This window comes from Halochromatium sp., from assembly GCF_046541315.1.
GTDB lineage: Bacteria > Pseudomonadota > Gammaproteobacteria > Chromatiales > Chromatiaceae > Lamprobacter.
In genome coordinates this window covers 1-21,579 of record NZ_JBKHDN010000022.1, presented here as the reverse complement: position 1 = coordinate 21,579, position 21,579 = coordinate 1, and the positions used below count along the sequence as shown (strand labels likewise).

The following is a 21,579-nucleotide window of genomic DNA, read 5'->3' as shown; positions in this document are numbered from 1 at the left end:
CACAAGTTATCGACAGCCTCCATCACCTTGGCACACAGCCTTATTTTCTCCATAACTCCTTGAAAAACAATCATATTATGGCGCCTGGCGAATTATCCACAGCCCTTATTACGATGACTGATCCGATAAACGACATCAGAAATAATAACCCGCCTGCGAGCGGATCGAGCACGCGACGTGCGTGCAACCGGCGATCCTCCGATCCTTGAGTTCCGCCATCAACCCAAGGACCAGAGGGACGGAGTGACCGAAGGGGACGGAATGGCCGCCGATGCCACTCGCTCGCCAGGCGGTTACCGCTCACCGTGAGGCGTTGGCGCGACGGGGGTCAGGGTCCAGATATCCTCGTTGTACTGGGCGATGGTGCGATCGGACGAGAAATAGCCGCTGTGCGCGCTGTTGAGGATGCTCATCTTGAGCCAGCGTGGACGCTCCATGTAGGCCTTGGCGGCTTGCTGCTGGGCCTGGCGATAGCTGTCGAAGTCCGCCGCCGTGAGCCAGGGGTCGTTGGGGTTGCGGATGCCGTGGATGATCGGATCGAAGATACCTGGCTCGAACTGATTGAAGTGGCCGCACTCCAACAGCGCCATCACCTCGCGCAGGGCCTCGTCATGGGCGATGATGCCATTGGGGTCATAGTGATCGCGGGTCCGCGCCACCTCCTCTGCGGTGAGCCCGAAGAGGAAGAAGTTCTCGTCGCCGACGCGGTCGCGGATCTCGATGTTGGCACCATCCAGGGTGCCGATGGTGACGGCGCCATTCATCATGAACTTCATGTTGCCGGTGCCGGAGGCCTCCTTGCCGGCGGTCGAGATCTGCTCGGAGAGATCGGTGCCCGGGGCCAGGACCTCCATCACCGAGACGCGGTAATCGGGGATGAAGGCCACGCGCAGCTGCTCGGTCACCTGAGGATCGGCGTTGACCACCTTGGCGACGTTATTGATCAGTTTGATGATCAGCTTCGCGATCTCGTAGCCGGGCGCGGCCTTGCCGCCGATCAGCACGCAGCGCGGCGCACCGATGTCGCCGTCGCCGTGCTTGATCCGGTTGTAGAGATGGATCACATGCAGGATGTTGAGCAGTTGGCGCTTGTATTCGTGGATGCGCTTGACCTGGACGTCGAACATGAACTCGACCGGGAACTCGATCCGGCAGGTGGAGCCCACCATGTCCGCCAGACGGGTCTTGTTGGCGGTTTTGATCCGATCCCAGCGTTGCCGGAAATCGGCATCCTCGGCCTTGGGCGCGAGCTGTTCGAGGCGCGAGAGATCGTTGACCCAGCCGTCGCCGATGGTTTCGTCGAGCAGCTCGCGCAGCCCCGGATTGCACATCGCCAGCCAGCGCCGTGGTGTGACCCCATTGGTCTTGTTGTTGAACTTGGCGGGCCACAGCTCGAACCAGTCGCGAAACAGGCCCTGCTTGAGCAGCTCGGAGTGCAATGCGGCAACGCCATTGACCGAAAAGCTGCCGACGATGGCGAGGAAGGCCATGCGCACCTGCGGCTCATCGCCCTCCTCGATCAACGACATGCGCCGCTGCCGGTCCATATCGCCTGGCCAGCGCGAGGCGACCTCGGAGAGGAAGCGGGCATTGATCTCGTAGATGATCTCGAGGATGCGCGGCAGCAGTTGCTGGAACAGGCGCACCGGCCAGCGCTCCAGCGCCTCCGGCAGCAAGGTATGGTTGGTATAGGCCATGGTGCGGGTGGTGATCGCCCAGGCCTCATCCCACTCCAGGTGGTGCAGGTCCATGAGCTGGCGCATCAGCTCCGGGACCGACACCGCCGGATGGGTATCGTTGAGTTGGAAGCAGTTGTTGTCGGCGAAGGCACTGAAATCATGACCGTGCAGGCGCTGCCACTCGCGGATCACGTCCTTGATGCTGGCGCAGGCGAGGACATATTGCTGGCGCAGACGCAGCTCCTTGCCGTTCTCGCTGGCATCGTTCGGATACAGCACCATGGTGATGTGCTCGGCGCTGTTCTTGGCGGCCACCGACTCCGGATAGCTGCCAGCGTTGAATTCATCGAGGTCGAAGACATCGGTGGCGGTGGTAGACCAGAGCCGCAGGGTATTGATGGTGTCGTTGTTGTAGCCGGGGATCGGGATGTCGTAGGGCACCGCCAGCACATCATGGGTGTTGACCCAGCGTTGCACCAGGCGGCCCTGGTCGTCCTTGTGCGTCTCGGTGTGGCCGCCGAAGGGGATCCGTTGGGTGTACTCGGGACGCTCCAGCTCCCAGGGATTGCCATCGCGCAGCCAGTGATCCGGCTCTTCGAGCTGACGACCGTTCTCGATCAGCTGCCGAAACATGCCGAATTCGTAGCGCAGGCCATAGCCCTTGACCGGCAGTTGCAGCGTCGCGCAACTGTCGAGGAAGCAGGCCGCCAGGCGGCCCAAGCCGCCGTTGCCGAGGCCGGCGTCCATCTCGGCGGATTCGATCTCCTCGTACATCAGGCCCATCTCATAGAGCGCTTGGCGTGCCTCGTCGGTGATGCCGAGGTTGAGCAACGCGTTGCTCAGCGAGCGCCCCATCAGGAACTCGAGCGAGAGGTAATAGGTGCGCTTGCAGTTGGCCTGGTCATGCGCGTGCCGGGTGCGTTTCCAGCGCTCCATCAAGCGGTCGCGTAGCGTAATGGCCAGGGCCTTGTAGGGATAATAGGCCGAGCGGCAGTCGCGATCGCGACCGAGGGTGTGCGCGTAGTAGTGTTGGAAGTCACGGCCGATGCTCTCGGCATCCATGCCCAATGGTTCGAGCTTGAACAGAAGCTCGTTGGGCGTGCTGTCGGTGAGGTCTTTGAATGGAGACATCATGGGTTCCTGCGCTGAGAGAGAGGGGAAGCGAGCGATGCTGAGGAGGGGACGCGAAAGACCCTAAGATAACGCGCGGTGGCGCACGCTGAGAACGCTTTCGGCGCATCCAGGGCGCGGTTTTTCGAAAGGGTCGGTCCCGAACGATTTGCAGCCTGACCTGGTCGCGGCGGTGCGTCAATAGGAGATGGCCGTGACGCGCCAATCCAGCCAGCCGCGCTCGAGCCGCAGATGCACGGGTGGATGCTCGGGCGGATGATCGGGCGGGGATGCTGTTGCGGCTGGCGTTGACGAGGCCGTCGCGGCGGCTGGCGTCGGCGCGCCGATCCGTACGCGAAAGCTGGTTGGGCTATCGTAGAAGGCGTAACCGATCGCGGGCCAGAATCCGCGCCGGCCCTCGGCATGGGTGAGTAGCCGCTCGCGCACCCAGCGCAGGGTGATGGCTTGCGGCAGGGCTTGCAGCCCCTCGCGGCGGATGGTCGTTTGCATCCAGTCGACGAAGGCGTCCGAGACCTCGCCGATCGCGCTCGGGCGCTCCTTGTCGAGCCGACGCAGGATCTGCTCGCGCACGGCGTCGATATCGACCAGGTTGGCGAGTGCCGCGGTCGGCCCATTCAGGGCGGTGCGATCGAGTCGCCAGAGGCTGATAAAGGGCGAGACCAGATACAGGCTGGCGACGATCATCAAGCCGGCCGCGAAGCCGCGGATCCTTGCCAGTCGCCAGGGCCGGCGGTGCGACAGCACTTGGCGCAGCGGTGCCTGACGGCTGGCGGGCATCAGCGCTGGGATGCTGGCTGGGGTGCCTGGAGCCGCTCGAGCTCCTCGCCCGTATCGAGCCAGGCCTGCTCGACCGCAGCGAGTTCGGCATCGACCTGGCGTTTGTCGTCCATCAGGGCGAGCAGCCGTGCCTTGGCGTCCGGCTCATAGAGGCGGCTGTCGGTCAGCCGCTGGTCGAGCTGCTCGCGCTGTTCGCTGAGTGTTTCGAGCCGTTGCTCAAGCCGTTTGAGCTGCTGGCGCAGCGGTTGCAGGCGCGCGCGTTCCTCGGCCTCGCGGCGGCGCAGATCCTTTTTCGACGCGACGGCATGGGGCGCCCGGTCTGGCGCTGACCGAGCGCCGCCCGCCCCGCCAACGCCCCCCACCCCGCCGGCCGACTGTCGACGCTGGCTCGCGCGCTGGCTGATCCAGGTCGGGTAATCGTCGAGATCGCCGTCGAACGGCTGCACGTGCCCGTCATCCACCAACAGCAGCTCATCGCAGGTGATGCGCAGCAGATGGCGATCGTGCGAGACCAACACCACGGCGCCGGCGTAGTCTTGCAGCGCCTCGCTCAGGGCGTGGCGCATGTCGAGATCCAGGTGATTGGTCGGCTCGTCGAGCAACAGCAGATGCGGGCGTTGATAGACGATCAGCGCCAGCGCGAGCCGGGCCTTCTCGCCGCCGGAGAACGGCGCGACCGGGTCGGTGGCCTGGTCGCCACTGAAGCCGAAGCCGCCGAGGAAATCGCGCAGCGATTGTTCCGTGGCCAGTGGATCGAGCCGAGTCAGATGCCGCAACGGCGATGCATCCGGCTGCAGCTGATCCATCTGATGCTGGGCGAAGTAGCCGATGCGCAGCCCCTGGGCTTCGAGACGGCTGCCCGCGAGGGCCGGTTGCGCGCCGGCCAGGGTCTTGATCAGGGTCGATTTGCCCGCCCCGTTCGGGCCGAGCAGGGCGAGACGATCGCCGGGCCGGAGGCTCAGCGAGATCGCCGCAAGGATCGGCACGCCATCATAGCCGACGGCGAGATCCTCCAGCCGCAGCAACGGATTGGGCTGCGTCTCGGCGTCGCGAAACCGAAACCGGAACGGGGTATCCACATGCGCCGGCGCGATCAGTTCCAGGCGTTCGAGCGCCTTCAGCCGGCTCTGCGCCTGCCGCGCCTTGTTGGCCTGGACGCGGAAGCGATCGATGAAGGAGCGGACATGGGCGATCTCGCGCTGTTGGCGTTCGAAGGCGGCCTGCTGCTGCGCCAGTTGCTCGGCGCGCTGGCGCTCGAAGGCGGAATAGCCGCCGCTGTAGACGCGCAGTTGGCAGCGCTCGAGATGGCAGATACTGGTCGCCACCGCATCGAGCACGTCGCGATCATGCGAGATCAGCACCAGGGTGCCGGGGTAGGCGCGCAACCAACCCTCGAGCCAGATCACCGCGTCCAGATCGAGGTGGTTGGTGGGCTCGTCGAGCAGCAGCAGGTCGGAGCGGCACATGAGCGCGCGCGCCAGCGCCAGACGCATGCGCCAGCCGCCGGACCAGGCCTCGAGCGGTCGCCGCTCGTCGCCGACCGCGAAGCCGAGCCCGTGCATGAGCTGCGCCGCGCGGCTTTCGGCCTCCCAAGCCCCGACCGCTTCGAGGCGCCCGAGCAGCTCGCCCTGGCGCAGGCCGTCGTCGGCCTGTTCGGCCGCGCTCAGGGCCGCTTGCAGTTGCCGCAGTTCGGTGTCGCCGTCGATGACGAACTCGATCGCCTCGCGCGTGCCCGACGGGGTGTGCTGGGCGACGTGCGCGACCTCCCAGCCGGTGGGGACGGCAACGCTGCCGGCGTCGGGCGTGAGTTCGTTGCGCAGCAGCGCGAGCAGGCTCGATTTACCGCAGCCGTTGGCGCCGACCAGCCCGAGCTTTTGGCCCTGGTGCAGGCGCAGATCGGCGTTCTCGAGCAGGAGCTTGGTCCCGCGCCGCAGGCTGACCCCTCGCAATTCCAGCATCGGTTAGCCGAGACCTCCTGCTGCTTGTCCGCGATCCAGACGCCGATAGCCGATGGCCTCGCCCAGATGCGCTGGCGTGATCCGTTCGCCCTGATCGAGATCGGCGATGGTGCGGGCGACCTTCAGGATCCGATGATAGGCGCGGGCGGAGAGGGCGAGTCGTTGCATGGCGCGCTGCATCAGTTGGCGTTCGTCGTTGCCGAGCGGGCAGTCGCGCTCGATCTCGCGCGGCTCGAGGGCGCCGTTGGGTTTGCCGGCGCGGGCGGCGGCCAGCGCGCGTGCCGCTTCGACGCGCTGTTTGACCGTCGCGCTCGACTCCGCCGGCGCCTCTGGATGGGCATGCAGTTGCTCGGCGGGCAGGCGCGGCACCTCCACGTGCAGGTCGATGCGATCGAGCAATGGGCCGGAGAGGCGCGCGCGATAGCGGCTGACCTGCTCCTGGGTGCAGCGGCAGCGGCCACTGGGATCGCCCAGGTAACCGCAGGGACAGGGATTCATGGCGCCGACGAGCTGGAAGCGGGCCGGGAACTCGGCGCTGCGCGCGGCGCGCGAGATATGGATCTGGCCGGATTCGAGCGGCTCGCGCAACACCTCCAGCACGCGCCGATCGAATTCCGGCAATTCATCGAGGAACAGCACGCCATGGTGCGCGAGCGAGATCTCGCCGGGGCGCGGATTGGCGCCACCGCCGACCAGGGCGATGCCGGAAGCGGTATGGTGAGGCGAGCGGAATGGGCGCTGGCGCCAGTGCAAGGGGATCGCCGGCGCGAGCTGGCTGACCGAATGCAGCGCGGCGACCTCGACCGCCTCGGCCTCGGTCAGGCCGGGCAGGATGCCCGGCAGGCGCGCGGCCAGCATCGATTTGCCGGTGCCCGGCGGGCCGAGCAGAAGCAGACTGTGCGCGCCGGCGGCGGCGATCTCGAGCGCCCGCTTGGCCTGGGGCTGACCGCGCACCTCGGCCAGATCCGGGACATTGTCCGGCGCCGGCGGTGGCGCGCCGGGCTGATGGGCCGCCAGCGCATGGAGTCCGTTCAGATGCTCGCAGACCTCGAGCAGCCGATCGGCGGGCAGGATGTGCAGACCGTCGACCAGCGCCGCCTCGGCCGCGTTCGCGCGCGGCAGCACCAGCGCGCGCCCGGCATCGCGCGCCGCGAGCGCCGCCGGCAGCACGGCGTTGATCGGGCGCAGCTCGCCGCTGAGCGCGAGTTCGCCGAGGAATTCGTGCCGGCTCAGCGGCGCGCTCTGGATCTGTCCGGACGCCCCCAGGATGCCGAGGGCGATCGGCAGATCGAAGCGGCCGCCTTCCTTGGGCAGATCGGCCGGGGCCAGGTTGATGGTGACGCGTCCGGCCGGAAACTCGAAGCGGCTATTGGCGAGCGCGCCGCGCACCCGGTCCTTGCTCTCGCGCACCGCGAGTTCGGGGAGACCGACGATCGACAGCGACGGCAAGCCGACGCCGGCATGGACCTCGACGGTCACCGGCGGCGCCTCGATGCCGACGCGGGCGCGACTGTGCAGGACGGAGAGACCCAAGGCGCGGTCCTTCAGCAGGTGGGCGCGAGGCGACCAGCGCGGACGCCGCAGGCTAGGCGCTGGGCGTCTCGAACGCGGTGTCCTCGGCCGCGTGCTCAGCCCCTCCAGCCGGCGTGCCGCCAGCAGCGGGGTCGGCCGCCGGCTTCGACGTCGGGGCGGACACGGCCAGGGCCTCGAGCGCAGCGAGCCGCTGTTCGAGCGCGGCGAGCTTGGCGCGCGAGCGCGCGAGCACGGCGGCTTGGACATCGAATTCCTCGCGCGTCACCAGGTCGAGGCGGGCCAGTCCCGCCTCCAACGTTGCGCGAAAGCTGCGGTTGAGATCTTCCTGCAACACCTGGAAGCCCTTGGGCGCATGTTCGGCCAGGCGGCGTGCAAGGTCGTCAATCTGTTTAGGATCCAGCATCGAGGGTCACCGTGAGTGTGGGAAGGGGTTGAAACCATTATAGGGCGGCCGTGAACCGCGCGCCCGTCCCAAAGCTTGCACTGCAATGGTGCGCTGGCTCCCGAGCGCTCTGCGAGCGATGCACTCTATCGGTGCGGAGCCAAGTTGTAGTTCCGCGACATTGTAGCCGAAACCGTTGTCTTTTGCGCACATTTGATGGTGGCATGATATCTGCGTCCAGCGTGTGACCGTGATGTTGCATCCGCAGGATCACCACGTCGGGCGGCCGTCTCGCCCATCAACGACACAAACCGAGGTCATTCGCATTATGAAAAGACAAAGCTGAGGAGATCACCAAGTACAACGCTGCCGGCCTCCCCTACCTCGGGAGCGAGAGCCACAACTACTGGCACTTCGGCGCCTCGATCAGCCGGGAAGCTGGCGAATTCGGAATCTTCGCGTTGAACTGGGACCAGAACAACGGCGAAACTGTACTGGGCTACGACACCGATCCGAAGTTCTGGGTCAGCTGGAGCAAGGAGTTCTGATCGGTCAGATCGGTTGGCTCGGCATTTGCTCTAATCTTTATGTGCTGAATCTCTAATGCACCAGCGGACCGCAGTCACGGTCGACTGCCATCGTCATCACGCGGCGGGCCGACAGCGGCCCAGCCGCACTCAATTCAACGGAGCATCTTCATGAAGTTGGTTTCAGCCATCATCAAACCCTTCAAGCTCGATGACGTGCGCGAGGCGCTCGCCGATATCGGCGTCTCGGGCATCACCGTCATCGAGGTCAAGGGCTTCGGTCGCCAGAAGGGCCATACCGAACTCTATCGCGGCGCCGAGTACGTCGTCGATTTCCTGCCCAAGATCAAGGTCGAGATCGCCATCGACGACAGCCTGGTCGATCAGGTGATCGAGGCGATCAGCAACGCCGCGCGCACCGGCAAGATCGGCGACGGCAAGATCTTCGTCAGCGACGTCGATCAGGTCATTCGGATCCGCACCGGCGAGACCGGTCCGGACGCTCTCTAACTCGGCAACGGAGGAATGCAACGATGGAAGAACCGATCGTCCAGCTGGCCTATGCGTTGGATACCTTCTATTTCCTGATCTCGGGCGCCTTAGTCATGTGGATGGCCGCCGGCTTCTCGATGCTCGAGGCCGGGCTGGTGCGGGCGAAGAACACCGCCGAGATTCTGACCAAGAACGTCGCCCTGTTCGCGATCGCCAGCATCATGTACATGTTGATCGGCTACGGGATCATGTACCCGGCCGGCGGCAATGGCATCATTCCGGACATCAATTGGACCTTCATGTTCGGTGGCGACCACGAGGTCGATGACGTGCTCGCCAGTGACGGCGAGACCTATTACTCGGCGATGTCCGACTTCTTCTTCCAGGTCGTGTTCGTGGCGACCGCGATGTCGATCGTTTCCGGGGCCGTGGCCGAGCGCATGAAGCTCTGGGCCTTCCTGCTGTTCGCGGTCGTTCTGACCGGCTTCATCTATCCGGTGCAGGGCTATTGGAAGTGGGGCGGCGGCTTCCTCGACGCCCTGAACTTCCAGGATTTTGCCGGTTCCGGTATCGTCCATCTCTGCGGTGCCTCGGCCGCGCTTGCCGGCGTGCTCCTGTTGGGCGCCCGGAGAGGCAAGTATGGTAAGGACGGTTCGATCAACGCCATTCCAGGCGCCAACATGCCGTTGGCGACGCTCGGCACCTTTATCCTCTGGCTCGGCTGGTTCGGCTTCAACGGCGGCTCCGAGCTGAAGATCTCGGATATCGGCGAGGCGAACGCGGTCGCTGCGGTGTTCGTCAACACCAATATGGCGGCGGCCGGTGGCCTGGTCTTCGCGCTCATCACCGCGCGCCTGGTGTTCGGCAAGGCGGATCTGACCATGGCGCTCAATGGTGCCCTGGCTGGATTGGTGGCGATCACGGCCGAGCCATTGACGCCGACCCCATTGGCCGCGTCCCTGATCGGCGGCGTCGGCGGCGTCATCGTGGTGTTCGCGATCATCGGCCTGGATAAGCTGCGCATCGATGATCCGGTCGGCGCGATCTCGGTCCATGGCGTGGTCGGCATGTGGGGCCTTCTGGCTGTGCCGATCACCAATAGCGATGCCAGCATCGTGTCGCAGCTGATCGGCCTCGGCGTCATCTTTGCCTGGGTCTTCGTCACTTCGATCATCGTCTGGCTGCTGATCAAGCTGACCATGGGCATCCGGGTCAGCGAAGAGGAAGAGTACGAAGGCGTCGATGTCGGCGAATGCGGACTCGAGGCCTACCCGGAATTCGTTGGTACCCGCGGCGGCGGACTCTGACGAATCGCGCGACTGCGCAATCGACCTTGCAGCGGGGCCATCGGGCCCCGTTTTTCGTTCCGCGGATCGCTCGCCGTTGTGGGCGCGGCCGCCCCGCGCTCAACCCGTGGGGCCCGGAGCTGGGACTTGGCTTGGATCTGGACTCGGGGCTGGGACTTGGATCTGGGCCGGATACCCGACCCGGGGTCGGCCCCCGAGTGGCGGGGGCTCGAGTCTGGCCTTGGTCAGGAGGCGTCGCGGTCGCTCGCCGCGAACGCGCGTTTGAAGAACGCCGGCTGGGCCAAGGCCGCGCGGTGGATCTCGGCGCTGTAATACTGACTCTGGAAGGGCGCGGCAGCGGCGGATTCGGCGCGGAAGGCCGGCAGCTTGCCATCGCGACTGGCCATGGTCGCGCTCCACCAGCCCGAGGGATAGATCGTCTGCGGAAAGAACAGGGTGGCGTGATCCTCGAAGCCCGCCGCGCGGGTATCGGCATAGATGCCCTGGATGATATCCAGGTGATAGAGCGGCGATTCGCTCTGCTGCACCAGCAGTCCGCCGGCAGCGAGGGCGCGATGGCAGTCACCATAGAAGGCGGTGGTGAACAGGCCTTCGGCGGGGCCGACCGGATCGGTGCTATCGATGATGATCACATCGAGCGACCCCGCCGGCGCCTGCTGCATCCAGCGAATCCCGTCCTCGAACAACAGGGTCGCGCGCGGATCCTGGTTCGATTCGGTCAACTCGGGAAAGAAGGTCTCGGCGACGCGGGTGACGCGCTCGTCGATATCGATCTGCAGCGCCGACTCGACCTCGGCGTGGCGCAGCACCTCGCGCAGGGTGCCGCAGTCGCCGCCGCCGATGATCGCGACCCGTTTGGGCTCGGGATGGGTGAACAGCACGGGATGCGCGAGCATCTCGTGATAGAGGAAGTTCTCCCGGCTCGAGAGCATCGTGAAACCGTCGATGACCATCAGATGGCCGAAGGTCTCGGTGGCGTAGACCTCGATGGTCTGGAACGGGGTTTGTTCGTGATGCAAGCGGCCTTGGATGCGCAGTGAAAAGGCGCTGCCGGCGGCATCGGCGATCTCGGTAAACCAGTCGTTTTCGTTAAGCATGCGCTAGCTGTTGGGGTTCGTCTTGAAGAGGGTGTTCAGCGGGGATAGCGATCGTCGAGATTCGCCGGACAGAGCACATCGCGCATGATGCCGATCAGTTCGAGCAGTTGATCGTTGCGGATGCGATAGAAGATCCGGTTGGCTTCCTTGCGCGCGACGACGATGTTCTTGTTGCGCAACTGCTCCAAGTGTTGGGAGATATTGCTCTGCGAGGTGCCGGTGCGCTCGACGATCTCGCCGACCGAGAGTTCGTTTCGACCGAGCGAGCAGAGGATCTTCCAACGCAGCGGATGCGCCATCGCCTTCAGCGCCATCGCCGTCAAGGTCGTGTCTTCGGGATCGGCCTGTTCGGCGGGCAGTTCATTCGTCATGGTCAGCCCCCATCGTCGTCTCACTAGTGGTGGTGCCGTTCGCTTCCATGACCGCGTCGTCGTGGATACGCCGGTACCCACTCATGTCTTTTGCGATGCAGATGATATCCGTGATTGTCCCATCAGTATCTTTTATTGCGGTACGGGAAAACAAGATCGGCACGCGTCGTCCGTCGCTGGCGATGAAGCGCGCATCGATCTTGGCCAGCGCGCCGGTGCGGATCAGCGCCTCGAGCCAGGTGCCCATGAAGGCGCCCGCCTCGGCGTCCTCCTCTTCCTCGAACACGTCGCCGATCGAGAGACCGAGCAAATCGGATTCGGCATAGCCGAGCATCCGGCAGGCGGCCGGATTGGTGATCTTGATCTCGCCCTCGGGGGTGAGCACCAGCAGCGCCTCGCCCATGTGCGCGATGATGTTGGCGAGATACTGCCGCGCCTCGGCCAGCTCAGCGGTGCGTTCGGCGACCTTGATCTCCAGTTCGCGATTGAGCGAGCGCTCCTTCTCGATCAGCCTGAAATAGGTGCTGATCTTGTTGATGAGGAGATTATCGTCGATCGGCTTGAGCAGATAATCGACGGCCCCGACCGCGAATCCGCGTTGCTGGAACTCCTCGGCCTTGAAGGCGGCGGTGAGGAAGATGATCGGGATGTCGCGCGAGCGGCGGCGCCGCTTGAGCAGCGAGGCGGTCTGAAAACCGTCCATCTCCGGCATCTGCACATCGAGGATGATCAGATCGATGTCGCGATGGCTGAGCGTGAGGTCGATCGCTTCACGCCCCGAGGAGGCCTCGAGCACCGTCGCCCGCAGGTGCTTCTCGATCAGGGTGCGCAGGGTGTAAAGATTATGCGCGTGATCGTCGACGATGAGTAACTTGTAATCGACTTCGCCCATCATATCCTCTCCTCGCGGGCCTGGTTGACCTTGGGGCTGAGCCCGGGGCCGGCCCCGGGATTGGTCTCGGGCCGTAACGATGAGTGAATGAGCGTCGCCAAGGCGGCCGGTTCGAGCGGTTTCTTCAGCAAACAGCAGGCCCCCGCTTCGAGACAGCGCGCTTGGGCCGCCGGTTCCAGATCGCCAAGGACCACGATCGGGAGTTCGGCGAGCCATGCCTTCCGCCGCACATGGCTGATCGTATCACAGGCGTCCTGGCCATCAAGGCATCCGGCGAGCAGCAGCAGCGAACAATCGTGCTCTTCGGAGAGGGTTTCCAAGGCCTCCTCCTCGTCGGCCGCCGTTTGCACCTGGAGACCGAGGGCTTCGAGTTCGGCCGTGATCGCAACCAGGTTCTGGACATCGCGCTCGACCAGCAGGACCCAGGCATCGGAGTAATCCCGCGCAGGGTCCGAGGCCGCAGGGAGCGCGCGCGATGGCTGCTGTTGCGCGTCGACCGCGTCGAGATCGGCAGCAACCCCCTCGCGCGCGGTCTGGTTCGCGCTCGGTCGCCGCGTGCGCGCGGGGATCGTGGCGGGCGATGGCCGGTCTTGGTCTTGGGCCTGGATGATCTCGACCGCCGAATAGGTCCCGGGATCGCGGGACAGGGGCAGATGCAGCGTGAAACAGGAGCCCTGCCCGGGGCGACTGCTGACGCTGATCCGACCGCCCAGCAGCTGTGCCAGCTCCCGGCTGATCGAGAGTCCGAGGCCGGTGCCACCGTAGCGCCGTCGGGTCGATCCATCGGCTTGACGAAAGGCCTCGAAGATCACCTCCTCCTTACCCGCCGGGATGCCGATGCCGGTATCGGTCACCGAGATCGCCAACGGCTCGTCCTCGTCGCCGGCCTTGACGGCGATGATGACCTGGCCTTGATGGGTGAACTTGGCGGCGTTGGAGAGAAAGTTTTTCAGGATCTGCCGAATCTTGGCTTGATCGCTATAGATTCGTTCTGCGGCCGCGGCGTTGCACTCCACCCGCAGCGCCAGCCCCTTATCCGAGAAGATCGGGCCGAGCATGCCGACCAGTTCATCGATCATGGGCCGGATCGGCACCCATTCGAGATGCACGGTCACCGCGCCGGCCTCGATGCGCGAGATGTCGAGGATATTATCGATCATCGTCAGCAGATCGCGGCCGGCCTCGTTGACGACCCGGGCCTGGCGGCGTTGATCGTCGTCCAGGCCCGATGCGTCGTCGGCGAGCAACTTCGAGAGCAACAGGATCGAGTTCAAGGGCGTGCGCAGCTCGTGGCTGACATTGGCCAGAAACTCCGATTTGTACTGGTTCGATTGTTCGAGCTGACGCATGTGCTGGCGCTCGGCGCGCAGGTGCTCGGCGTGGCTGTGCGCCAACGCATTGAGCTGCTCGCCGAGTTCGCGCACCTCGCGCGGTCCGCGCCAGCGGAATCGCCGGCTGTCCTCTTCCCGCAGAATGCCGCGCACGCCACTGGTGAGTTCCTGGCCAAAGCGCTCGGCGCGGGAGGCGAGCCAGCGCGCGATGATCAGCATGACCAGGATCAGTATCAGCACGATGCTCAGCACCCGCGTGACCAGCGCGTTGCGGAAGTTGGCGATCGGCGAGGGGTCGACCGGCCGTCCGACCCACAGCGGGCGGGCGTTCTCGGTGAGGAACATCGGCACCCAGAGCAGCGGCGGCCCATGATCGCCTTTCCAGAGCGCGAGCGTGCCGTCCTCGAAGATGGCCTTGAGGCCGGGAAAATCGGTGAAGGCAAGCGCCTCTTCGCTGAACGGCTCGCCGGGACGCAGATAGCGGCCATCGTCGGTGACCCAGAGGGTATCGCGATAGAAATTGGCGAGTCCGCCGACATCGATCGTCATCAGCAGCAGTCCCAGCGGCTGATGCTCGCCGGCGGCGTGCTGGCCGACGGGGCTGGCGAGCTGTAGCGTCATCAGTTGCCGCGGGTCCTCGCGCGCGGCGAAGGAATTGACCCGAATCCGGCTGACGATGACCTCGCCGGGCTTGAGTTCGAGGCCGGCGTTGGCGAAGCCCTGGCTGGGTGGGTCGGGCGGGTGCTCGGTGGGGTGCCATTCCTGGGTCTTGGCATCGCGTGCGAGCCAGAACCGCTCATTGCCATCGCCATCGACGAAGAGGATCTCGATCAGATCCGCCTGATCGTTCAGCATCTGATTGATCCAGCCCGTATAACGGGCGCGGGCGAGATCGATGGTCTCCTCGTCGCCGGCCTCGCCCAGGATGATGCCGGGCTCCGGCAATTTGGCCAGCAGCCGGATCATCTCGTGGCGACTGGCGAGATGCTGGTCGAGATCGCGAAAATCGGCGCGCAGGTTCTGCAGGTAGGCCTTCTGATAGAACAACGCGGTGCGATCCAACACCAGCGGCAGGTTGATCAGCACCGCGACGAGCAACGGCACCAAGCCGAACCCGAGCAACAGCAGTAAGATGTAGTAACGAAGCTTCATGCGGCGGATGATCCGATGCCTGATGGGGCGGTTGAACTCAGGGTAGGTGATGACAGCAGCGAACATCGAGCACCGGTTCCGCGTCGCGTTGCACGATACCGATGCCGCCGGCGTGCTGTTCTTCGCGCATCTGTTCCGGCATGCCCATGATGCCTACGAGGCGATGATGGCGCGCATCGGCTGGCCGCTCGACGGCCTGATTCGCGAGCGCCAGCTCGGCCTGCCGCTGGTCCATGCGGAAGCCGATTATCGCCGCCCGATGCGCCATGGCGATCAGGTCGCGGTCAGGGTCGAACGCGCCGAACTCGCCGCGCAAGGCTTCAGCCTCGCCTATGGGTTCGTCATCGGCGGGCAGGAGGTGGCGACGGCGCTGAGCGTGCATGCGGCGATCGATCCCATGCTCGGCAAGCGCCAACCGCTCCCCCCCGAACTCGCGCGCGCCCTCGCCGAGCTGCCCGCGCGCGCGGAGCCGGGCGAAGGATAAAATGCTGGACGGGTGCGTTGTCGCCACTCAACGGATACTTGTCCCTATTGCTCGTCTGAATAAATCATCGTTTCTTTTAGCCTCCATGGCCCAGATTCTCTAACTTGTTCAACTTTACCCTCACTTTCTAGTGCGCGCAAAATCGCAATAACCCAATATTGCTGATTGCTTGAAGTGGCTTTTGGGTATTCGCCCCAGTCAAACCCGCATTCACGGAATATTTGCGCCTGCGTTATACCTTCAGCCTTTGGCTTGCATTCAGGTTTAGAACGAAAGAAATCAAGCACCAGCTCTTTTGCTTGCTGCCTGATTAAGCGACCTCTGTTTTTAATCTTACTCATATTGAACACCTCTAAGCGAATGCCTGAAGGGCAACATCAGATGCCCTCAGAAAGCCCATATAGAGCGTGTAATCGATTGAATCTGCTGGTGCGATTGCACTGCCTTCAGCCCGCTCGAGCGACCTCGGCGGCGCGTGCGGCGAGCGCGTGCCGGTCGCGCTTGCCGGAGTCGAGCAGCGGCAGGGATTCGAGTCGGACGAAGCCGCGTGGTCGCTGGTGCGATGGCAGATGGGCGCGGCACCAGGTCTCCAGTTGCGATGGCGCGAGGTCGCCGGTGTAAAGCGCCACCAGCCGATGTCCCCAGGTCGGGTCGGGCACGCCGATGACCGCGATCTCGGCGATCCGATCGAGCCCGGCCAGTTGCCGCTCGATCTCGGCCGGCAGCACATTGATGCCAGCGATGAGTACCACATCGTCCGCGCGCCCGAGCACCTGCAAGCCGCCGCCCGGCAGCCGGCAGGCGAGGTCCGAGGTGCGCAGCCAGCCGGCGTCGAGGCCATCGCCGGGCGTGCGCGCCGGATTGGCGTAGCCGAGCATCAGCATGGGCGCCCGCAGCCGGAGTGGTCGCGAGGAGACGTGCGGTTCGCCAGTACGCTGGTCGTTCGACTGGGCGCACCGGTCTGGCGGCGGCGATGCGTCCAGGCCTGGGCCTGGGTCCAGCGTTGACGCGACCGAGGTCGCGCCGGCGAGTTCGCAGCGCGGGCAATCGAGTTCGACCCCGGCGAGCGGGATCAGCCCCTCCTCTGGCACGCCATCGGCCCCGATCCAGCCGCCGGCGATCTGGGAGAAGGTCTCGCTCATGCCATAGCCGAGATAGAGCGGCCAGCCGTGGGCGACGGCGCGCCGGGCGAGCCCCGCGTCGAGTCCCTGTCCGCCCAGGAGGACGACCCGCAGCGCCGGTGGCGGCGTTGGATCGAGGCTGAGCAGGCGCTCCAATTGCGCGGGCACGAGCGAGAGATGGGTGATGCCGCCCTGCCGGAGCGCAGCTTGCACCGCCTCGGCCGCGAAGCGCGCTTGCACCCACAGCTCGGCGCCGGCGAGCGCGCAGCGATAGCCGATCGCCAACCCGCCGACATGCTGGCGGGGCAATACGCAGAGCCAGCGATCGCCGCGCCGCAGATCGAGCCGCGCATTCACCGCCTGGCAGGAAGCGAGGATCGCCGCCGCGCTCACCATCACGAGCTTGGGCGCGGCGCTGCTGCCGCTGGTCTCGACCAGGAGCGCTGGCGGAGTCGCGGCTTCGGGTATGGCTGTGGTTTGGTGCGCTGGCGCTGGCGCTGACTTTGGTACTGGCTGTGGCCCTGAGATAGGCGCGGCGACTCGAGCCTGGCGTCGTCGGCTGCGGATCAGCGTGCCCGCTAAGCGCATATCCGCGCGGGCGGCGGAACGCGCTGTGCCACTCGCCTCCAGGCCGGCATCCCTCTCCGATTCCGTCCCCCGCTCCGCCTCCGACTTCGGATCTCCATCAGCGGGCTCCCACCACCATTCGGCGCCGCTCGCCCGGATCAGCGCCGCGCGCCGCGGCTCGGGAAGATCGGCGCGGATCGGCAGCATCGCCGCGCCGAGCCGGGCCAGCGCCCATTGCATCAGCAGCGAGTCCAGCACCGGCGTGGTCGGGCAGAGCACTAGTTCGCCCGCCGAGACCCCGGCCTGGAGCAGTGCGGCCGCGCGTTGCTCGACGCCAGTCGCAAGCTCGGCATAGGACCAACGCCGCTCGCCGATGCGCAGCGCACAGGCCTCGCCGAGCGCGCGCCGTCGTTCGATCAGTTGGCCCAGGTCGCCCAGGTCGCCCAGGTCACGCAAGTCGCCCGTATCGCCTAAGGCGTCGCCGAGCGGGTCCAGGTCGCCCAGCGGATGCTGGCCGTTGCCAGACGCGATCCCCACATCAATCATCCCGCGCAATCCCCAAATCGATCATCATGCTCGGTGGAGGTCTCCGGATAAGCGGCCAGAAGCGATCAGAAGCGCTCAGAAGCGCTCAAGCGACTTGACGCCGGGACCGTTGCTGGCGTTGTCTACCGCGGTCTCAGCGGTCGCTGGACCCTATCACCCGATGCCGCGCTGAGCCAGCGCAAGCAAACGAGCGGTTCGGCTTGACCGAAAAGAATCCTCGACGCTAGGGTCTTGCGGCGATTGCGTTCGCCACGCTACCAGCTAACGACAAGGGCTGCCCATCCGGCCCACCCAATCAGGTTGACACGACTATGCCGCTTGCCTTCCCCTTTTCCGCCATTGTCGCCCAAGAGGAGATGAAGCTCGCGATCCTGATCGCGGCAACGGATCAGAGTATCGGGGGCGTGCTTGCGTTCGGCGATCGCGGTACGGGCAAATCGACGGCGATTCGCGCGCTCGCGGCCCTGTTGCCGACCATGCGCGTGATCGATCGCTGCATCTACAACTGCGATCCGGACGCACCGGAATCCGGCCTCTGCGAACAATGCCGCGAGCGCAAGGCCAACGGCAAGGTCAAGGTGCGCAAGGCACAGGTGCCGGTGGTGGATCTGCCGCTCGGCGCCACCGAGGACCGCGTGATCGGCGCGCTGGACCTCGAGAAGGCCCTGACGCGCGGCGAGAAGGCCTTCGAGCCGGGCTTGCTGGCGCGCGCGCATCGCGGCTTTCTCTACATCGACGAGGTCAACCTGCTGGAGGATCATCTCGTCGATTCGCTGCTCGATGTCGCCGCCAGCGGCGAGAACGTGGTCGAACGCGAGGGCCTGAGCGTGCGCCATCCGGCCAAGTTCGTGCTGGTCGGCAGCGGTAACCCGGAAGAGGGCGAGCTGCGCCCGCAGCTGCTCGACCGCTTCGGCCTCTCGGTCGAGATCAGCACCCCGCAGGATCTGAAATCGCGCGTGCAGGTGGTGCGCCTGCGCGATGAGTTCGAGCGCGATCCGCCGGCCTTCATCGAGAAGTACAAGCGTAAGGACAGCAAGGTGCGCCGCCAGATCACCAGCGCCAAGGAACGCCTGCCGAACGTCGAGGTTCCGGACGCGGCCCTCGAGCGCGCCTCCGAGCTGTGCATGAAGCTCGGCACCGACGGTCTGCGCGGCGAGCTGACGCTGATCCGCGCCGCGCGTGCCTTTGCCGCGCTCGAGGGCGATGACAGCGTCACCGACGAGCACCTGAAGCGGGTCGCGCCGCCGGCCCTGCGCCACCGGCTGCGCCGCAATGTGCTCGACGACGCCGGCTCCACCACCCGCGTCGAGCGCGCCATCGAGGAGCTGTTCGGCGAATGAGCAACGAGACCCAGCCCTCGCTGCCCGATCACAGTGCGCGCTGGGACGATGCCTGCCTCGCGGCGGCGCTGTTCGCGGTCGATCCGGCCGGCAGCGGCGGCATCTCGGTACGCGCGCTGCCGGGGCCGGTGCGCGAGATCTGGATGGAGCTGCTGCGCGAGCTGCTGCCGCCGGAGCTGCCGTTCCGCCGCATCCCGCTACACATCGCCGATGGCCGTCTGCTCGGCGGACTCGATCTCGCTGCGACCTTGCATGCCGGGCGGCCGGTCGCCGAGCGCGGCCTGTTGGCCGAGGCCGATGGCGGCGTGGTGCAGCTGGCGATGGCCGAGCGGGTCGGTCGCTCCACCGCCGCCTATCTGAGCACGGCGCTCGATAACGGCGAGATCCAGGTCGAGCGCGACGGGATCACCGCGCGCACCTCGGCGCGGGTCGGCGTGGTGGCGCTCGACGAGGGCGCCAACGAGGAAGAACAGGTGCCGCACACCCTGCTCGACCGCTTCGCCTTCCTGCTCGATCTCGGCGATATCCGCTATACCGAGGCCATCCCCTCGGACATCGATCCCGGCCAGATCCAGAGCGCCCGGCACCGACTCGCCGCGATCGAGATCGACGACCAGGCCATCGAGGCACTCTGCGGCACGGCATTGGCGCTCGGCGTCGATTCGCTGCGCGCGTCGCTCGCCGCCGTTCGGGTGGCGCGGGCCTCTGCCGCGCTCGCCGGGCGCGAGCGGGTCGAGTCCGCCGATGTGAGCGCGGCGGCCCGACTGGTGCTGGCGCCGCGCGCGACGCGCATCCCGATGCCGGAGCAACCGGACGAGGAACAGCAGGCCGAGGAGCCGCCGCCACCGCCGGAAGACAACCAGGACGAGCCGCAGGATCAGGAGCAGACGCCGCAGCAGGAGCTGGACAAACCGCTGGAAGAACAGGTGCTGGAGGCGGCGCAGGCGGCGATCCCGCCGAATCTGCTGGCGATGTTGCAGATGGGCGCGATGCGCCAACGCTCGAAGTCCAGCGGCAAGTCCGGCGCCATCCAGAGCGGCTCGCTGCGCGGGCGGCCCGCTGGCACCCGCCGCGGCGAACCCGGTGCCGGCGCGCGCCTGAATGTGATCGATACGCTGCGGGTCGCGGCGCCCTGGCAGCGGCTGCGCCGTCAGGAGCGCGCCGAGCAAGGCGCTGATTCCAAGGTCCTGGTCGAGGTGCGGCGCGACGATTTTCGCATCACTCGCTATCGCCAACGCTCGGAGACCACCACCATCTTCGTCGTCGATGCCTCCGGCTCGGCGGCGCTGCATCGCCTCGCCGAGGCCAAGGGCGCGGTCGAGCTGCTGCTGGCGGATTGCTATGTGCGCCGCGATCGCGTCGCGATGATCGCCTTCCGCGGTCCCGGCGCCGAGATCCTGCTGCCGCCGACGCGCTCGCTGGTGCGTGCCAAGCGCGGCCTGGCCAGCCTGCCCGGGGGCGGCGGCACCCCGCTGGCGTCCGGTATCGATGCCGCGCTGGCGCTCGCCGATGGGGTCACCCGGCGCGGCGGCACGGCGGTGGTGATCCTGCTCACCGATGGTCGCGCGAACGTCAATCGCGATGGCATCGGCGGTCGCGCGCAGGCGGCCGAGGATGCGCTGGCCTCGGCGCGCGCCTTCCGCGTCGCCGAACTGAAGGCGCTGGTGGTCGACATGTCGCCGCGCCCGCGCCCGGATGCCGAGGGGCTGGCGCGCGAGATGGGTGCGGTCTATCTGCCGCTGCCGCATGCCGATGCCCGCGCGCTCTCCGGCGCGGTGCAGGCGGTCACTTAAGGCCGATTCTCGACTGCCCGAGGGCGACCCGGAAGGGGGTCTCGACTCGGGACGTCGTTGATGGACGCTTTCCTTCAATCCGCTCTTCGCCGACAGGCAGATTCACCACCAATGACCTCCGCGTCCGTCATGAACGATAGGCCGAGCTGGGAGCGCGATGGGCACAGCTGGCCGAATCGTGCGCACAGTCGGTTCGTCGAGGCCGGCGGGCTGCGCTGGCACATCCAGGAGGCTGGTAGCGGGCCGCCGCTCCTGCTGATCCATGGCACCGGCGCCGCCTCGCATTCCTGGGGCGGGCTGCTGCCATTGCTCGCCGAGCGGTTTCGGGTGCTCGCCCTCGACCTGCCCGGTCATGGCTTCACCTCGGCGCCGGCGCCGCAGCAGTTGTCATTGCCGGGCATGGCGGCGGCCGTGGGCGCCTTGACCCAGCAGCTCGACTTCGCGCCCGAGATCGCCGTCGGTCATTCGGCTGGCGCGGCGATCTTGGCGCGGTTGTGTCTGGATTGCGGGATCGAGCCCAGGCTGTTGATCAGCCTCAGTGGTGCCTTGCTGCCCTTGCGTGGGTTCGCCGGCAAATGGTTCTCGCCGGCGGCCAAGCTGTTCGCCCGCAGCTCGCTGGTGCCGCGCTTCTTCGCCCAGGGCGCGCGCAAGGACCCGCGCAGCGTCAAGCGCATGGTCGATGGCACCGGCTCGCGCCTGAGCCCGGAGGGGATCGCGCTGTATCGGCTGCTGATCGCCTATCCGGGGCATCTGGCGGCGGCGCTCAACATGATGGCGAGCTGGGATCTCGCGCCGATGCTGCGCGAGCTGCCGCGATTGCGACCGACGCTGGTGCTGGTCGGTTTCGCGGCGGATCGCACGGTGCCGCTGGCCGAGGCCGAGCGCGTGCAACGGTTGCTGCCGGCGGCGCGGCTGCGAATACTGCCCGGTCTTGGCCATCTTGGGCACGAGGAGAGTCCGTTCGCGGTCTTCGAACTCATCGTCCGCGAGGCCGAAGCGCTCGATGCTCGATCCTGAGCCGCGGCGAATGCCGCATTGCCAGTCCCGATGCTTGGCTGGCGCGCGTCAGTCTTTCTTCATCAGATCGGCGAGTCCGGCA

Annotated in this window: 17 protein-coding genes; 6 read left to right on the top strand and 11 right to left on the bottom strand. The window is 66.2% G+C overall.

The genetic code is table 11. From position 1 onward, the window contains the following. Nucleotides 1–293 precede the first annotated feature (293 nt). The 5 genes from ACLFQI_RS02985 to ubiK all read right to left on the bottom strand — a co-directional run bounded on the left by ACLFQI_RS02985 (nt 294) and on the right by ubiK (nt 7,481). The gene (locus ACLFQI_RS02985; RefSeq protein ID WP_410757352.1) at nt 294–2,810 is read right to left on the bottom strand and encodes a glycogen/starch/alpha-glucan phosphorylase; all 2,517 of its coding nucleotides are present in this window, start codon (nt 2,808–2,810) and stop codon (nt 294–296) included. Nucleotides 2,811–2,987: 177 nt separating this feature from the next. Then, nucleotides 2,988–3,587: a DUF2939 domain-containing protein gene (locus tag ACLFQI_RS02980; RefSeq protein ID WP_410757351.1), complete on the bottom strand. Its 600-nt coding sequence runs from the start codon at nt 3,585–3,587 to the stop codon at nt 2,988–2,990. Further along, the gene (locus ACLFQI_RS02975) at nt 3,587–5,545 is read right to left on the bottom strand and encodes an ATP-binding cassette domain-containing protein (RefSeq protein WP_410757350.1); all 1,959 of its coding nucleotides are present in this window, start codon (nt 5,543–5,545) and stop codon (nt 3,587–3,589) included. Before ACLFQI_RS02975 ends, ACLFQI_RS02980 begins: the two co-directional genes overlap by 1 nt. A 3-nt stretch (nt 5,546–5,548) precedes the next feature. Beyond that, on the bottom strand, nt 5,549–7,078 hold the full coding sequence (locus ACLFQI_RS02970; protein ID WP_410757349.1) for a YifB family Mg chelatase-like AAA ATPase: 1,530 nt from the start codon (nt 7,076–7,078) through the stop codon (nt 5,549–5,551). A 52-nt stretch (nt 7,079–7,130) separates the two neighbouring features. Beyond that, on the bottom strand, nt 7,131–7,481 hold the full coding sequence (gene ubiK / locus ACLFQI_RS02965) for a ubiquinone biosynthesis accessory factor UbiK (protein WP_410757348.1): 351 nt from the start codon (nt 7,479–7,481) through the stop codon (nt 7,131–7,133). 677 nt (nt 7,482–8,158) lie between these two features. Between ubiK and ACLFQI_RS02960 the strand changes: the two genes are divergently transcribed. Beyond that, nucleotides 8,159–8,497, top strand: coding sequence for a P-II family nitrogen regulator (locus tag ACLFQI_RS02960; RefSeq protein ID WP_410757347.1), 339 nt, complete (start codon nt 8,159–8,161; stop codon nt 8,495–8,497). Nucleotides 8,498–8,520: 23 nt separating this feature from the next. After that, a complete protein-coding gene (locus ACLFQI_RS02955) occupies nt 8,521–9,786 on the top strand; it encodes an ammonium transporter (RefSeq protein WP_410757346.1) in 1,266 nt (421 codons plus the stop codon). Nucleotides 9,787–10,010: 224 nt separating this feature from the next. Here ACLFQI_RS02955 and speE read toward each other — a convergent pair whose 3' ends face one another. The 4 genes from speE to ACLFQI_RS02935 are packed head-to-tail and all read right to left on the bottom strand — an operon-like array spanning nt 10,011 to nt 14,629. Next, on the bottom strand, nt 10,011–10,883 hold the full coding sequence (gene speE / locus ACLFQI_RS02950) for a polyamine aminopropyltransferase (RefSeq protein WP_410757345.1): 873 nt from the start codon (nt 10,881–10,883) through the stop codon (nt 10,011–10,013). A gap of 35 nt (nt 10,884–10,918) precedes the next feature. Then, on the bottom strand, nt 10,919–11,254 hold the full coding sequence (locus ACLFQI_RS02945) for an ArsR/SmtB family transcription factor (protein ID WP_410757343.1): 336 nt from the start codon (nt 11,252–11,254) through the stop codon (nt 10,919–10,921). After that, on the bottom strand, nt 11,244–12,146 hold the full coding sequence (locus ACLFQI_RS02940) for a response regulator (RefSeq protein ID WP_410757342.1): 903 nt from the start codon (nt 12,144–12,146) through the stop codon (nt 11,244–11,246). The genes ACLFQI_RS02945 and ACLFQI_RS02940 overlap by 11 nt, the downstream gene beginning before the upstream one ends. Then, nucleotides 12,146–14,629 (bottom strand): hybrid sensor histidine kinase/response regulator, encoded by a 2,484-nt coding sequence (locus tag ACLFQI_RS02935; protein WP_410757341.1) that lies wholly within the window; start codon nt 14,627–14,629, stop codon nt 12,146–12,148. Before ACLFQI_RS02935 ends, ACLFQI_RS02940 begins: the two co-directional genes overlap by 1 nt. Nucleotides 14,630–14,678: 49 nt before the next feature. Here ACLFQI_RS02935 and ACLFQI_RS02930 point away from each other — a divergent pair, with 49 nt between their 5' ends. Then, on the top strand, nt 14,679–15,113 hold the full coding sequence (locus ACLFQI_RS02930; RefSeq protein WP_410757340.1) for an acyl-CoA thioesterase: 435 nt from the start codon (nt 14,679–14,681) through the stop codon (nt 15,111–15,113). A 44-nt stretch (nt 15,114–15,157) separates the two neighbouring features. Here the strand turns inward: ACLFQI_RS02930 and ACLFQI_RS02925 are convergent, their stop codons facing one another. After that, a complete protein-coding gene (locus tag ACLFQI_RS02925; protein WP_410757339.1) occupies nt 15,158–15,454 on the bottom strand; it encodes a hypothetical protein in 297 nt (98 codons plus the stop codon). Nucleotides 15,455–15,559: 105 nt separating this feature from the next. Next, nucleotides 15,560–17,347 (bottom strand): class I adenylate-forming enzyme family protein, encoded by a 1,788-nt coding sequence (locus ACLFQI_RS02920; protein WP_410757338.1) that lies wholly within the window; start codon nt 17,345–17,347, stop codon nt 15,560–15,562. Nucleotides 17,348–17,658: 311 nt separating this feature from the next. On the opposite strand from ACLFQI_RS02920, the gene bchI reads away from it, so the two are divergent. The 3 genes from bchI to bchO all read left to right on the top strand — a co-directional run bounded on the left by bchI (nt 17,659) and on the right by bchO (nt 21,497). After that, entirely contained in the window at nt 17,659–18,687 is a 1,029-nt protein-coding gene (bchI, locus tag ACLFQI_RS02915; protein ID WP_410757337.1) for a magnesium chelatase ATPase subunit I, read from the top strand. Beyond that, the gene (locus ACLFQI_RS02910; RefSeq protein ID WP_410757336.1) at nt 18,684–20,480 is read left to right on the top strand and encodes a magnesium chelatase subunit D; all 1,797 of its coding nucleotides are present in this window, start codon (nt 18,684–18,686) and stop codon (nt 20,478–20,480) included. Before bchI ends, ACLFQI_RS02910 begins: the two co-directional genes overlap by 4 nt. Nucleotides 20,481–20,609: 129 nt before the next feature. Next, on the top strand, nt 20,610–21,497 hold the full coding sequence (gene bchO / locus ACLFQI_RS02905) for an alpha/beta fold hydrolase BchO (protein ID WP_410757334.1): 888 nt from the start codon (nt 20,610–20,612) through the stop codon (nt 21,495–21,497). Nucleotides 21,498–21,579 lie beyond the last annotated feature (82 nt).

Excerpts from the sequence above, each read along its gene's own strand:
- ACLFQI_RS02985 (WP_410757352.1), bottom strand. The coding sequence starts at position 2,810 with ATGTCTCCATTCAAAGACCTCACCGACAGCACGCCCAACGAGCTTCTG.
- ACLFQI_RS02980 (WP_410757351.1), bottom strand. The coding sequence starts at position 3,587 with ATGCCCGCCAGCCGTCAGGCACCGCTGCGCCAAGTGCTGTCGCACCGC.
- ACLFQI_RS02975 (WP_410757350.1), bottom strand. The coding sequence starts at position 5,545 with ATGCTGGAATTGCGAGGGGTCAGCCTGCGGCGCGGGACCAAGCTCCTG.
- ubiK (WP_410757348.1), bottom strand. The coding sequence starts at position 7,481 with ATGCTGGATCCTAAACAGATTGACGACCTTGCACGCCGCCTGGCCGAA.
- ACLFQI_RS02960 (WP_410757347.1), top strand. The coding sequence starts at position 8,159 with ATGAAGTTGGTTTCAGCCATCATCAAACCCTTCAAGCTCGATGACGTG.
- ACLFQI_RS02955 (WP_410757346.1), top strand. The coding sequence starts at position 8,521 with ATGGAAGAACCGATCGTCCAGCTGGCCTATGCGTTGGATACCTTCTAT.
- speE (WP_410757345.1), bottom strand. The coding sequence starts at position 10,883 with ATGCTTAACGAAAACGACTGGTTTACCGAGATCGCCGATGCCGCCGGC.
- ACLFQI_RS02945 (WP_410757343.1), bottom strand. The coding sequence starts at position 11,254 with ATGACGAATGAACTGCCCGCCGAACAGGCCGATCCCGAAGACACGACC.
- ACLFQI_RS02940 (WP_410757342.1), bottom strand. The coding sequence starts at position 12,146 with ATGGGCGAAGTCGATTACAAGTTACTCATCGTCGACGATCACGCGCAT.
- ACLFQI_RS02935 (WP_410757341.1), bottom strand. The coding sequence starts at position 14,629 with ATGAAGCTTCGTTACTACATCTTACTGCTGTTGCTCGGGTTCGGCTTG.
- ACLFQI_RS02930 (WP_410757340.1), top strand. The coding sequence starts at position 14,679 with ATGACAGCAGCGAACATCGAGCACCGGTTCCGCGTCGCGTTGCACGAT.
- ACLFQI_RS02925 (WP_410757339.1), bottom strand. The coding sequence starts at position 15,454 with ATGAGTAAGATTAAAAACAGAGGTCGCTTAATCAGGCAGCAAGCAAAA.
- ACLFQI_RS02920 (WP_410757338.1), bottom strand. The coding sequence starts at position 17,347 with ATGATTGATGTGGGGATCGCGTCTGGCAACGGCCAGCATCCGCTGGGC.
- bchI (WP_410757337.1), top strand. The coding sequence starts at position 17,659 with ATGCCGCTTGCCTTCCCCTTTTCCGCCATTGTCGCCCAAGAGGAGATG.
- ACLFQI_RS02910 (WP_410757336.1), top strand. The coding sequence starts at position 18,684 with ATGAGCAACGAGACCCAGCCCTCGCTGCCCGATCACAGTGCGCGCTGG.
- bchO (WP_410757334.1), top strand. The coding sequence starts at position 20,610 with ATGAACGATAGGCCGAGCTGGGAGCGCGATGGGCACAGCTGGCCGAAT.